This is a genomic window from Nostoc sp. NMS9, assembly GCF_017114995.1.
Lineage (GTDB): Bacteria > Cyanobacteriota > Cyanobacteriia > Cyanobacteriales > Nostocaceae > Nostoc.
In genome coordinates this window covers 1-13,594 of sequence record NZ_JABXKL010000030.1, presented here as the reverse complement: position 1 = coordinate 13,594, position 13,594 = coordinate 1, and the positions used below count along the sequence as shown (strand labels likewise).

The window sequence follows — 13,594 nt, the reverse complement described above, 5'->3', positions numbered from 1 at the left end:
GCTTTTATATTATTAAGTATTGTGAGCTTCCTTTGTAGTATAAACACTTGTACTAACAAGAAAGTGACATTTAATTTGTAAAGTTGATAAAAACAGAAGTTTCTGCATCAAATAGAATAAGCTACACTTATATTCTCAAAAGATTAGGTTTACGACCCTAAATGTATGAAACAAGGTAAAATTTCTATCGACTTTGAAATGCTCATAATTCACTAAATTGTGTCTCATTTAAGCCATAATAAACAAATCGGTTGTTATTATATTTATTCTAGCATGATCCAAACTAGTCTGAAATTTACAAATTTTGAAAATGCAGTAAATCCAATATTTGCCAACCATGAAACTTTCCACCCTCGTTTTGGTTGGTTGAAAAAAGGATTTGATGCAGCCAAAAAAAATCCAGATATCTTCTCACAAGATGATGCTCCTGTACGTTTAGGTGTTGGAAAAAACATGGTAAGTGCTATTCGTTATTGGTCTAGTGCATTCAAAATTATTGATAAAAGTAATTTACCAACAAGATTTGGGGAAAAACTTTTAGGAAATAATGGATGGGATGCTTATTTAGAAGATCCGGCATCATTATGGTTATTACATTGGAATTTGTTAAAACCCACTTGCGAAGCGGCTGCTTGGTATTATATCTTTAATATTTTTCGAGATTTGGATTTTACAAAAGAAGATATTTTGGCGGGGTTGAAAGATTATATAAATAATTTCAACAAAAATATTGCTGAATCTTCTTTTATCAAAGATGTAAATTGTATTTTAAGAATGTATGCAGCACAAGATTTTAGTAATGATGAGTTTAATTGGAGAAGCGATTGATTCGTCGGCAGCAGACAATATAAGCTGTGCTATTCGTAGTGACTCTGAGGAGTGGAGCAAATATTTAGAATCAATAATTGTAGATGAAGAAATAACCGATCAAGTTATAAAAAAAGTTTATCCGCTACATCCCTTATCTGCATTTGCTTTACCAACTCTCTGTCAACGCTATGCTCAAAATGACCGTTCTTTATTCACATTTTTAACGAGTGGCGAGCCTTTATCATTTCGTAATTTTTTAGAAGAAGTAACAGTTAAAGATAATAACTTACCAAGTCTTAAGTTAGATCGAGTTTATGACTATTTTATTGAAGCTGCGGGAATGGGTTTAGCCTCTCGCCCTAATTTGCAAAGATGGGTAGAAGTTCAAGATTTAATTAATGATGCTAAACGTTTAGAAGAAGATAGTCTGAGGGTACTAAAAACTATTGGGATTTTGAACATAATTACAGTTACAGGTTCGATGAGGGCGACAAGAACTTTAGTATCTTTAGCAATGTGCGATCGCCCGTCAGAAACACAAATTAATTATTGGCAACAAATTATTGATAAACTACTAAAACAGAATCTAATTACTCATCGTCGTCAATTGGATGAATTGCGGATTTGGCAAGGTTCTGATTTTAATGTTGATAGTGAATTAAGTATATATATAGAACAAGAGCGATCGCCTTTAGTTAAACTGTTATCTCTCCAGCGTCCTTTAAGACCTTTAGTCGCACAACGTCACAGTTATAAGACGGGAACTTTACGTTATTTTGAACGGCATTATTTAGATAATTTCCAAGATTTGAGTCAGTTACGTTGTAGTAGTGTGGATGCAGATGGTTTTGTTGGGTATTGGGTAGATGACGAAATGCCTAGTTCTGTTCCTTCCACAACTAACGATGGTAAACCATTAGTTATTTTGAGTGCAGCTAACTTAGATATTTTGCGAATTCGTACTCTAGAATTTGTGGCTTTAAATAACATTAAAAAAACAGCCAAAGAGTTACAAACTGATGGGGTAGCTAGAAAAGAGGTAAATTATCGTTTACAAGAAGCTGAAGAATTTTTAGATGAAACTCTCAATCAGTCATTTAGTATAGGTGTAAATCAGCAATGTTGGATTCAAGGACAAGTCGAAATACTCAATAACATTACTGACTTTAATAGTAAGCTTTCTGATATTTGCGATCGCGTTTATCATCGCAGTGCAATTTTGTGGAATGAATTAATTAACCGTCGAGATTTAACCTCTCAAGGGGTAAAGGCTAGACGAGAATTGATTCAGGCAATGTTGGAACATCAAAATGAAGAAAGATTAGGCTTAGAGGGTTATGGCCCCGAAGTTAGTATGTATTATTCTCTGTTAGAAGAAACAGGGATTCATGCCTCCGGCACGCTGCGCGAAGGTCAAGAAGATGATTATTGGGATTTTTATCCACCATTAGAAAATTCGGGTTTGAATTCTCTGTGGGAAGCAGTTGAGAATTTTTGTTTAGCAGCAACAGAAACAAGCCAAACTTTTAATTTACTTTATCAACATTTAGCAGCACCTCCCTACGGTGTAAAACAAGGTGCAGTTCCGGTTATTTTAGCGGCGGTACTGTTGTATCACGCTGATGATTTGGGACTTTATCAAGACGGTACATTTATTCCTGTATTAGGAACAGAACATTTTGAATTATTAGTTAAATATCCTGAACGGTTTGCAGTTAAGTATTTTGCAGTAGTCGGATTAAGGGCAGAAGTTTTCAAAGAATTAGAAGCAATTTTACGCAATCCTCAGTTAAAAAAATTGGGTAAAGTTCGTAATGCCACTCTGTTAACAGTAGTTACTCCTCTTTATCAATTTGTTAATAAACTGCCTAAATATACTCAACAAACCCGACGGTTGGCAGATGAACCAAGAGCCATTTTAAAGGCATTAAAAACTACTGTTGAACCTGATGAATTGTTATTTAAAGCTTTACCAGCAGCTTGTAATTTACCCTCTATCGGCACTGAAGTCGGGGATGATGGTGTCACTGCGAAAACTTTACGCACTAAGTTAGTTCATGCCCTCAGAGAGATTCATACAGCTTACGATCGCTTATTGAGTGATTGTCAAAAACTGATTTATGAAGCCTTTGGGGTCAGAAGTAAGGAAACAAAACTTAGAGAAGATTTGCGGGTAAGGGCGAATTATTTAGCCGGAAAATGTATTGAATCCTCACTAAAACGCTTTATTCGCGCAGCATTGGATGAAACCGCAAGTGATTCTCAGTGGTTGGAAGCTTTGGTGATGATTGTTGCGGATAAACCTGCTGAATCATGGACTGATGATGATGCGATCGCATTTGAGATGAAGTTAGCGGATTTGGCGCGACGGTTTAACAATCTGGAAATTTTGCAAAAGGAAGTTGCCGCCAAGGGGGAAGGTTTTGAAGCCCGACGGATCACCATAACTCGTCCCGATGGTAATGAATTCAATCGAATGGTATGGGTAGATCATGCGAGAGAATCGCAGGTTGAGCAGATTGTTGACAACATTCTGGCTGAATTACCTGACGATCAGCAGTTACGACAAGCGGTTTTGGCAAAGTTAAGTGAACGGATTTTAAATTCTGATTTGCCAGAGACGGTTATTCAGATAGATGAAAAGCGATCTGATGAGAATATCAAGGGGAAGAACTTCGGTTAAAAGAAGCATTATGATGGGGAAAGAGAACCTAGCACTAGCATTTATGAATCTTCTAGCCGTCACAAGTTTTAATAGGCTGTCTCTTCATGTTCTGGTTGAACAGGCTCAGTCGGGACTCTTTATCGCATCAGTCCCAGAGTTACCTAATTGTACAGATGAAGCTGAAACCCGTTCAGATGCGTTCCCCTTTGGGGTTGCCGAAGGCATCGCGGCCGTACAGGAGCAAATTAAAGCTAGACTGGCAAATATTGAGGTGCTGACGCTAGAAGTGGCAAATAATCCCTGGACAGATTTTATTGGGATGTTTGAGGGAGATGAAGAGTTTGCGGATCTGGCTCAGGAACTGCGTACTGAGCGCGAGTTAGATATAAATAGCACTGTATGAGCCTTTGGCTGTTAGATACAGATCATGTGTCGCTGTTATTAGAACGACATCCACAGGTGAGGCGTCGAGTTGCAGAGGTGAGAGTAGAGGTAGCGATTTCCATCGTGACGGTTCAGGAATTGTTTAATGGTTGGGTAGTGCGAATCAACGGTGCGCGGGAAGTTGAAGATGTTGTGCGATTAGATGGCAAGTTAAACCGGACAGTTGCTTTATTCGGACAAGTGAGGGTATTAGATTTTGATGAAAAAGCAGGCCAAAGGTTTCAGCGATTGCTAAAAGAAAATCTAACTTTATCGAAACAGCGATTGCAGAAGGATATGCGAATTTCAGCAATTGCCTTGAGCAATGATGCAGTTGTAGTGACGCGAAACTATCGGGATTTTTCTCAAGTACCTTCTTTAAAGATTGAGGATTGGTCACAACAAGATAAATGAAGTCTCTGTGTGTGCTATTTAAATAATAAAGAATTGGTGCGATCGCACCAACTCCTTACACTTTTTATCCTTATTATTGGTTTAACCAAATTTCTAAGTCAGCAACATTAGAAAAGTCTAATAATGCTTCTCCTAGATTTTCTAATTGTTCAATAGATAAACCTTTAATTCGCTCGATTAATGATTGATTAATTTCCCCAACACGGCGATTGATTTGACGTATAATTAAATGTTGTTCTCCTTCTTGCCTTCCTTCCTGTCTTCCCTCTTGTTTAGCTTGTTCTCTGTCTCTTTGATAAAGTGGTTCTAATCGCATAACTAACTCCCTATCATCTGCTTCTAATTCTTGATTTACTCTCAAGTTTTCGCGCAAGTTGTAAATTAATTCCAGGGTTGCTTTTTGGTATGGATGATTTAATGGTAACGCTTGCAACTCGATAATTGCTTGCGACTGCACGCTTCCCCTACCCAAAAGCCTCAACCATAAAGTTTCCGGTATCTGTGGTAATTGATGTATTGCTACAATTGCTGTCCGCAAGGCATCTGCGAGAAAATGTACTCCTGATAACCAACCTTCTTTTTGCATAGTTCCAAAGCTAGACAATCTAGTTTCAGATATCGTTGGGGTAAGAACCCACAATTTGGGAATTTCTGAGTCCTGAAGTTTAGTTTTCTTAGCTTTAGCTTCTCGTCGCAATAAAGCCTTGATTTCTAATAATTTTAGAATACAGTCGCATATTTCATCGGTAGAAGCTGGATTGCGGAATGGTTCTATGAGTGCAGGATTTTCAGCAAATCTTCCTAGTAAACCCAGTATTTGTAAATTAGAGTTTTGCTGTTTGTCAGGAGTGAAGAAAACATCTATTTCTTTAATCTCTCCTGAGACTTTTTCTGATGACTTGACTTCTCCGTAATCTTTTAGCAATTCCTCAAGATAGTCTTTGGCAAATTTGTCATGTATGAAACGTGTCATTCAATTAGTTCTCTAGTTATTTAAATTATCAAGAGTTGGTGCAATGCGCGATCGCGCCAACTCCCTACACTTTTTATTTCCTAGACTTGCTATCTAATCAATACACTCACTACATCGCCTGATTCACCTAAACTACCTGCTATTACAGGTTTAGACCAAAAGCCTACTTCTGCATAATCTATAGTATGCAAGCGATGGATAGTCCCCTTCACTACATTAGGACTACCGACTAATATGTGTTTTATCTTTTCTCTACTTACCTGGACTTGATCGCTGTTGTCAGCTTCTAATGTCACAAATTCTTCTGCCATAACTCACCTATTCAATGTTGCAAAGTAGGATTAATCCCTTTCATGCACTATTGTACTATACATACTATACGTACCGTACAAAAGGTATATTGAAACTTAACGATTTATGATGAGTCATGATGATATGCAAAAGTTCTTTGTGACAGAGAAACGTCAGGGACAAGAGTATCTTGGTTTCTATCTTCCAGAGGGTAAGAAGGAGCAGTTTAAGGAGTACTGTCAATTTATTGACAGTACTATGAAGGATGAACTGGAGAAGTTCATTGACGAGTGCATATCTGATCCTAAGTTCCAGCAATATTTAGAAATGAAGCGTAGGTTAAAACATTAAGTAATGTTTCGTTCTACCAAATTTCAGATTTTTGACTTTAAATGAACCGGATTGAGGTATAAAAGCTTAATTGCCTAGTTGAGAAAAATGGAGTTTAACTCAGTAATTATACTAATAATCTTTAACATTAATTTAAAAAGGCTACACATTGGCTTTGCATCTTTGCTAAGATATTAGCGTTATTAATATACTTGGCAAAAAGCACTAAAAAATAAGCATGGCAGACAAGAAAGTTAGACACATATTAGGACTTTCTGGGGGAAAGGATAGCACGGCTTTAGCGGTAGTGCTGCATAAGGAAATTCCAGAGATGGAATATTTTTTTTGTGATACCCATAAAGAATTACCGGAGACTTACGAATATCTTGACCGCATCAAAGCACGTCTGGGGATTAAAATTCATTATCTCAGTGACAAACGAGGCTTTGACCATTGGTTAGCGATTCATGATGGTTTATTACCTTCACCCCAAATGCGTTGGTGTACCGTCAAGATGAAAATTAGGCCTTTAGAAGATTTTGTGGGGGATGATGAGGCTATTAGTTACATTGGCATTCGTGCTGATGAAAACCGTGATGGTTATATCTCCACTAAACCTAATATTAAACCTGTGTTTCCCTTTAAGGAAAAGGGTTTAGTTAAGGCTGATATTATTCGGCTATTAGAAGAGAGTGGAATTGGACTCCCTGATTATTATCGCTGGCGCAGTCGTTCTGGGTGTTTCTTCTGTTTCTTCCAACGCAAGTATGAATGGGTAATGTTAGCACAGGAACATCCTAAGTTATTTCAAGAAGCTGTTGAGTATGAATCAAATCATAGAGATGGTAGAACCTATACATGGACAGATGGGGAAAGCTTATTGCAACTTCTAGAACGCAAGGATGAAATTATTGCTCAACATGAGAAGTTAATGGCTAAAGAGAAAAAGGTTGCTTTGAATTCTTACGTAGCTGAAGCATTAGAAGAAATTTTAGATAAAGAAGATGATGAGTTAAGTTGTTTAGTTTGCCATTTGTAATTCTCACGAATATTAAATATTATATTTTGATTTTTAAATATTAATTAAATATGTATAATTTACCAAATTATGATAATTGAAATATTTCAGTCAGATTTTAGTAGGGTGGGCAATACTATTGGTTGACTCAAACCTTTCTTTTTACTTTGTGGGCATTGCCCACCATACGGTTATTGAGAATGGCACAAAATATCAATTATCAAGAGTTAGTGCAATCGCCCTAACTCCTGTATCTTTTATTTTCTAAACTTGCTATCTAATCAATACACTCACTACATCGCCTGATTCACCTAAACTTCCTGCTATTACAGGTTTAGACCAAGAACCTACTTCTGCGTAACCTATGGTATGCAATATATGGATAGTTTTCCTCACTACATTAGGAGTACCGACTAATATGTGTTTTATCTTTTCTCTGCTTACCTGGACTTGATTTCTGCTGTCATCTTCTAATGTCACAAATTCTTCTGCCATAACTCGCCTGTTTAATATTACAAAGTAGGATTCGCCACAAACCAAACAATTAAATTAAGGAGTTTTGTATAGTCTTACAAATCCCAGTATTGAGAATTAAAACCAAAAACAGATTTAAGATCGTGAACTTCAGAAGCCCAAGCAGTCAATCGAGATGAGATTCTATATCTAACTTCTGTGTCATAGACTTCACCATACTTTTTTGAAAGTTCTTGAATTTTTTGATGAAGTTGCTCACGCACTTTTGGTAAAGGTTGGTTAGAAAGAGCCTGTTTAATCTCTTGCATCATCTGAGAAACGGCTATATTCCCATCCTCATCGAACATTTGCCAATCTTCTACTTGCATAGTCTTAAGTTTTTTCTACAATTTTTGTTATCTTATATGATAACAGATTGAAAAAATAAGTTATCACAAAAGTTAACAAAATTCTGCTCCCTGACCTGTGATAATGGAAATTATGGGAAAAGCAGGACAAGCACTCAAACAGGTTTTAGAGTCTTACAACATCAGCCAAAGCCAATTGGCGACAGGTTTAGGTGTTGAGCGTCCGATTGTCTTTCGTTGGTATCATGAAAAAATTGACCCCACTGCTGAAACTGTTGCAGAAATTGTCAAGGCGTTAAATAAGATTAATCAATCAGCCGCCAATGATTTCATTCAAGTATTTTTAGGAGATTTAATCTTATTTAAAAATCAAATCATAAGTCGGGATTTACCACTTTCAGACAAAGTTAATGTTACAGTTTTATCTCAAATATTTAATAATATAACTAATTCTTATAAATATCTTTATTTTTTATCAATATTAGACATTATAAAAAGAAGGAATTTTGATACTTTATCGCCTATTAGCTTTCGGGAAATAATTGTTGAAATGTTAGCTAATGCTTGGTATCCTTACAATTATTTTAAACTATCTTTTGGTAAGCAAGACCAAATTGCTAATAAATTAGATGCTCTTGAGCTAGAAATTACAGAACCAATTTTAAAGTTTAGAGATACAGATAAAAAACTTTTGCGTACGTCTATTAATAATCAAAATCTTGATGATATTGTTATTTCTATTAATCGCTATGTATCTTATCGTTTAATTCGTCCTTTCTTTTCTCAAGAAATGAGAGGATTAAAAGATTACGATGTTAACCCTACTATTATTAGTTTGGCTAATAATCAATTTGATAATAAAAAGCCTTTATATTATTTTAACGCTGAAGATCAAAAAAATTGTAACGCCATTATTTTACATCCAGATTGGATTGAATATTTAGAGGAAAACTACACAATAGTTAGGGGGTGGGCTTCTTGGGAATGGTTGAATTATATGCAGCAGAGAAACCCTAGCACTCCTAATGTGGTAAACAAATTATTTATGCCACAAGAAAGAGATTCTTTGGCAAATCAAACTAAATATTGGAAAACTATTTTAGAATATCGAGATATTGAATGTATTTATTCAAAAGTTAAATTAAATAAGAATGAAATTTCCTTAGATCATTATTTACCTTGGTCTTTTGTAGCTCATGATCAATTATGGAATTTAATTCCAACAACAAAATCTGTTAATTCGTCTAAATCTAATAACTTACCATCTGAAGAATATTTTAAGGCTTTTCTGGAATTGCAACATATTGGTTTAACTATTGCCTATGAAAACATATCTAAAAATCAATGGTTAAAATATACTGAGTCATTTGTATCTGAATTAAAAGTTAGTCAAGCTGATGATTTGTTAAATTTAGAGGTTTTGAGTAAGGCTTATAAAATAACAACTCTACCTTTAATTTCTTTAGCAACTATACAAGGTTTTAGCCCTAATTGGGTTTACACCTGAGAAATAATGAACCCACTTTAGTAATTTGGTTGGCATATAGTGAAGAACTTTGTGAACAAGCAGTTACAGAATTTCAAAAAGCATGGGACTGTTTAGGCGATCGCCCCATTTCAACCTATCGCTTCTGGGGTAGCCATGAGTTAGATTTAGAACAAGCTGAAGATGGCTTAGTAGTAGCAGGATTAGCGAAAGTCTATCACGCCGCCAAAAAGAGTATTCGCTTTATTAATCAATTGGGTGTGCGTTGTTCATTGGTAATTATCGATGAAGCCCATCAAGCAGTTGCCCAAACCTACAAACTCGTCTTAGATGCTTTAGTCATCCCCTACGAAAAAACCGCCTTATTAGGTTTAACCGCTACACCGGGACGGACTTGGGCTGATATTAACACCGATGCACAACTAGCAAAATTCTTCGCCCAGCAGAAAGTTACTTTAGAAATCCCAGGTTATGACAACCCCATTGATTATCTCGTCGATCAACAATACCTCGCTAAAGTTAACTATCGTTCCTTATTTTATGAAACAGGTATTGAACTAACTCCCCAAGACCTGAATCGGATTAATACAGAATTAGACATACCCCAATATATCCTCAATCGGTTAGCAGCAGACGAACAACGCAACCTCCGCATCATCCTCGAACTAGAAGCACTAGCCCAATATCATCAACGGATTATCGTTTTTAATACCTCCGTTGAACACGCGCGACTCATCGCTTCAATATTGCGTTTGAGAGGATTTAATGCTGATGTTGTTACAGGTGATACCCCCAAATCAGAGAGAGAAAGGCTGATTCAAAGTTTTAAAGACGAACAGCCCCAAACCAAGATTTTATGTAACTACGGCGTTTTAACCACTGGATTCGATGCACCCAAAACCAGCGCCGCCGTTATCGCCCGTCCCACCAAATCCCTTGTCCTCTACAGCCAAATGGTAGGACGCGCCATTCGCGGACTCAAAGCTGGGGGTAATGCTACCGCCGAAATTGTCACGGTTGTGGATAGCCAACTCCCCGGTTTTGGTTCAGTAGCATCAGCTTTTCACAATTGGGAAGACGTTTGGAGGAAAAACCCATGAATGCTAACGCTCATGATATCGTGCCGACTCACCTGGCAGTGCAAGCAATGCGCGATAACGGTTATAAAAACGCCGCTTATGCGATCGCCGAATTAATGGATAATGCCATTCAAGCCGGTGCATCCCAAGTAGAGTTACTGTGTGGTGAACGAAAACAGCAGGTGGAGGGGAGGAAGCGATCGCGTATTGAACAAATAGCAGTATTAGATAATGGTCAAGGTATGGATGCTAATGTTTTACGTCTAGCACTGCAATTTGGCAATGGTACGTATATAGATGAAGATAAACATACCGGAATTGGACGTTTTGGCATGGGTTTACCATCTTCCTCCATTTCCCAATGCCAACGGTTAGATGTGTGGTCATGGCAAAATGGCATAGAAAATGTACTCCATAGTTACCTTGACTTAGATGAGATCAAAAATCGTCGGATGACCGAAGTACCTGAACCTACTGCTAAACCAATTCCGATCATTTCGAGAAACATCAGTCAAAATTTTGGTGACAGTGGCACATTAGTAGTGTGGTCAAAAATAGACCGTTGTATTTGGCGAACAGGAAAAGCGATTATTGATAATTCTGAATTTGTGATCGGGAGAATGTATCGCCAATTTCTGAATAGCGGTCAAGTAAAAATCCGCATGGTAGCATTTGATTTAGATGCTTTATATAACCTGATTGTAGAAAAATATGCCCTACCCAACGATCCAGGTTATCTAATAGAAAAGACTTCCTGCCCTACACCATTTGATAATCAGGCAATGTTCCGACCTTGGGAAGGTGATACATCTTATGAAGCAACTTATAAAATTAATTTTAAAGAGAAAGAACATGATGTAAAAGTGCGTTTCTCTTACGCCAAAGAAGAAGCCCGCCAAGCCGAACCAGGAAAAAATCCTGGTGATTTACCTCATGGAAAACACGCTGCTAAAAACGTTGGTGTTTCTGTAGTTCGTGCTGGACGAGAATTAGATATGGATACAGGAGTAGTGATTGCTTATGATTCAAGAGAAAGATGGTGGGGAGTAGAAGTAGAATTTCCACCCTCTCTTGATGATATTTTTGGAGTAACTAATAATAAACAATCAGCTCGGAATTTTGCTGAACTTCTAGAATTTGAGATTGAGTCTTTATTAGAAAATGGAAAAACTATTACTCAACTCAAAGAAGAACTCCAAGAAGATGAAGACCCAAAAGCTCCTCTTTTAGATATAGCCCATAAAATCAAGACTCAATTGAGTGTTATTCGTCGTTTACTGCAAGCACAGACTAAAGGCACTCGTACCACTGAAAAACGCCATCACCCTTATAAACCTGAAAAAGTAGCTACTACTGTTACGCAAGAACGTAAATCACAGGGTCATAAAGGTAAAAGTGATGAAGATGAAGAATTGCCAAAAGAAGAACGAAAACAGGTCATTAAAGAAACTTTAAAAGAAGAAGGTGTAACTGAAACCAAAGCCGAACTCTTAGCAGCAACTACAATAGATGATGGCTTAAAATATACCTTTGTTGAAGCTCCTCTTGATACTCCTGCTTTCTTCTCAGTTAAACCCAGAGGAGGAGCAATTATTGTTACTTTGAATACCAATCATCCCGCTTATCAAAATTTAGTAGAAATCTTAGAGGAAGACGTGGATAAAGCTGATATAGATACTTTACGTTCTCGGTTGATTAACTCCTTAGATGGATTGAAGCTACTACTAATGGCATGGGCAAGGTATGAGGATGAACAACCAGATGGTAAACGTAAAGAAAATGCTCAAGATAATCGTATTGATTGGGGGAGAGTTGCCAGAAGATTTTTAGAGAATGAGTTATGAAATAAAATGACTACACAAGAGAATATAATTTACCTTGATTACCATTCAACTACTCCCGTTGATCCCAGAGTAGCAGAAAAAGTCATGTACTATATGACTACTGCTTTTGGTAATGCAAATAGTGTAGATCATGGTTATGGCAATCAAGCAGCACAAGCAGTTAAACAAGCCCGTCAACACATAGCTGAATTAATCAATACTTCTTCCAAGGAAATTATCTTTACATCTGGTGCAACAGAAAGCATTAACTTAGCAATTCAAGGACATATTTCTCAACAAAATAGTCCCGCCACAATAATTGTTTCCCCAGTTGAACACAAAGCAGTTTTAGATACCTGTCAAGCATTAGCCAAAAAAAGACTTGCAAAAATTATTTGGTTAAATGTCAATCAACAAGCCCAAATTGATTTAGAACATCTAGAAAAAGTCTGCTCTGGTGGTGCTTCCTTACTCTGCGTGATGGCTGCTAATAATGAAGTAGGGACAATTTACCCAGTACAAAAAATTGGAGCGATCGCGCAAATATACCATATCCCTTATTTATGTGATGCTTCCCAAGCAGTCGGTAAAATTCCCATCAACTTCCAAGACTGGGGTATTACCTATCTGGCTATTTCTGGTCATAAACTTTATGCACCCAAAGGCGTTGGTGCATTGGTAGTAAAAAAAGGTCATTATCTTGAACCACTTATTTACGGTGGCGGACATCAACAGGGACTCAGATCCGGTACACTCAATGTCCCCGAAATTGCTGGCTTAGGAGAAGCTTGTCAATTGAGACGATTAGAAATGTCAGCAGATGAAAATGCGATCGCACTTTTGCGAGATCAACTGCAAAACTTGCTGCAAGCTCAAATTCCTGATTTACTGGTGAATGGAGACTTAAACAACCGTTTATCAGGTAACTTACATATTTCTATCCCTAACATCCCTAATAATGCCATTATTGCTAGAGTTCGCCATCAATTAGCTATTTCTACAGGTGCGGCTTGTTCATCAGGTATTGTCGCGCCATCTCACGTTCTGCAAGCTATGAATCTTGCGGAAAATATAATTGAGGGAGCGTTAAGAATTGGTCTTGGGAAATTTACAACCAAAGAAGAAATCGAAAAAGCATCTTCTCTGATCGCTAGTGCAGTAAATGAAATTCATCAACTTCTCTAAAAATATACAAAAAAACGAATTATCGTCAGTTGCTCTCCATATCTGAAAAATTTTCTCATCCCCTTCTGAATGTTTACACCATCATCAAATCACAATAGACTTCTTGTAAAAGTCATTATTTTTGCATTCTTCTTTGCGTCTTTGTGTGAGACAAAAAAATATTTATGCAGAGAACAGCTATTTGGGCAATGAGTTTGTACTAAGCTATTTTGAGCCTAAAATAACCTGAGTTCGGGTTAAAGGTAAGAAGGTAAAACCCAGTCTAGATGTAGGCTA

At 37.1% G+C, this 13,594-nt stretch carries 13 protein-coding genes and 1 pseudogene; 10 read left to right on the top strand and 4 right to left on the bottom strand.

The features are described 5' to 3' along the window. The first annotated feature begins 273 nt into the window (after window positions 1-273). From HWQ40_RS10320 to HWQ40_RS10305, 4 genes and pseudogenes are all read left to right on the top strand, one after another. Window positions 274-828: a DUF4007 family protein gene (locus tag HWQ40_RS10320; protein ID WP_292777528.1), complete on the top strand. Its 555-nt coding sequence runs from the start codon at window positions 274-276 to the stop codon at window positions 826-828. Continuing rightward, window positions 800-3,493: pseudogene (locus tag HWQ40_RS10315) on the top strand (hypothetical protein); the annotation flags it as partial. The gene HWQ40_RS10320 and the pseudogene HWQ40_RS10315, both read left to right, overlap by 29 nt. Before the next feature lie 10 nt (window positions 3,494-3,503). Continuing rightward, a complete protein-coding gene (locus HWQ40_RS10310; protein ID WP_292777328.1) occupies window positions 3,504-3,878 on the top strand; it encodes a hypothetical protein in 375 nt (124 codons plus the stop codon). Beyond that, on the top strand, window positions 3,875-4,312 hold the full coding sequence (locus tag HWQ40_RS10305) for a type II toxin-antitoxin system VapC family toxin (protein ID WP_292777326.1): 438 nt from the start codon (window positions 3,875-3,877) through the stop codon (window positions 4,310-4,312). Before HWQ40_RS10310 ends, HWQ40_RS10305 begins: the two co-directional genes overlap by 4 nt. A gap of 73 nt (window positions 4,313-4,385) precedes the next feature. Here HWQ40_RS10305 and HWQ40_RS10300 read toward each other — a convergent pair whose 3' ends face one another. Then, a complete protein-coding gene (locus HWQ40_RS10300; RefSeq protein WP_292777324.1) occupies window positions 4,386-5,285 on the bottom strand; it encodes a DUF4351 domain-containing protein in 900 nt (299 codons plus the stop codon). 89 nt (window positions 5,286-5,374) lie between these two features. Then, window positions 5,375-5,596, bottom strand: a complete 222-nt coding sequence (locus tag HWQ40_RS10295; protein ID WP_292777322.1) for a hypothetical protein — start codon at window positions 5,594-5,596, stop codon at window positions 5,375-5,377. A gap of 139 nt (window positions 5,597-5,735) precedes the next feature. Here HWQ40_RS10295 and HWQ40_RS10290 point away from each other — a divergent pair, with 139 nt between their 5' ends. After that, window positions 5,736-5,927 (top strand): hypothetical protein, encoded by a 192-nt coding sequence (locus HWQ40_RS10290; protein ID WP_292777320.1) that lies wholly within the window; start codon window positions 5,736-5,738, stop codon window positions 5,925-5,927. 217 nt (window positions 5,928-6,144) lie between these two features. Further along, window positions 6,145-6,945, top strand: coding sequence for a phosphoadenosine phosphosulfate reductase family protein (locus tag HWQ40_RS10285; RefSeq protein ID WP_292777318.1), 801 nt, complete (start codon window positions 6,145-6,147; stop codon window positions 6,943-6,945). Between the two features lie 252 nt (window positions 6,946-7,197). Here HWQ40_RS10285 and HWQ40_RS10280 read toward each other — a convergent pair whose 3' ends face one another. Both HWQ40_RS10280 and HWQ40_RS10275 read right to left on the bottom strand, forming a co-directional pair. Next, window positions 7,198-7,419, bottom strand: coding sequence for a hypothetical protein (locus tag HWQ40_RS10280; protein ID WP_292777316.1), 222 nt, complete (start codon window positions 7,417-7,419; stop codon window positions 7,198-7,200). Window positions 7,420-7,493: 74 nt separating this feature from the next. Further along, window positions 7,494-7,766, bottom strand: coding sequence for a hypothetical protein (locus HWQ40_RS10275; protein ID WP_292777314.1), 273 nt, complete (start codon window positions 7,764-7,766; stop codon window positions 7,494-7,496). 103 nt (window positions 7,767-7,869) lie between these two features. Here HWQ40_RS10275 and HWQ40_RS10270 point away from each other — a divergent pair, with 103 nt between their 5' ends. From HWQ40_RS10270 to HWQ40_RS10255, 4 genes are read left to right on the top strand one after another with little or no spacing between them, the layout of a single operon-like run. Next, on the top strand, window positions 7,870-9,252 hold the full coding sequence (locus tag HWQ40_RS10270; protein ID WP_292777312.1) for an HNH endonuclease domain-containing protein: 1,383 nt from the start codon (window positions 7,870-7,872) through the stop codon (window positions 9,250-9,252). A gap of 29 nt (window positions 9,253-9,281) precedes the next feature. Beyond that, complete coding sequence (locus HWQ40_RS10265; protein WP_292777310.1) at window positions 9,282-10,331, top strand: helicase-related protein; 1,050 nt, start codon at window positions 9,282-9,284, stop codon at window positions 10,329-10,331. Then, complete coding sequence (locus HWQ40_RS10260) at window positions 10,328-12,154, top strand: ATP-binding protein (RefSeq protein WP_292777308.1); 1,827 nt, start codon at window positions 10,328-10,330, stop codon at window positions 12,152-12,154. The genes HWQ40_RS10265 and HWQ40_RS10260 overlap by 4 nt, the downstream gene beginning before the upstream one ends. Window positions 12,155-12,160: 6 nt before the next feature. Next, window positions 12,161-13,318 (top strand): cysteine desulfurase family protein, encoded by a 1,158-nt coding sequence (locus HWQ40_RS10255; protein WP_292777306.1) that lies wholly within the window; start codon window positions 12,161-12,163, stop codon window positions 13,316-13,318. The last annotated feature ends 276 nt before the right edge of the window (window positions 13,319-13,594 follow it).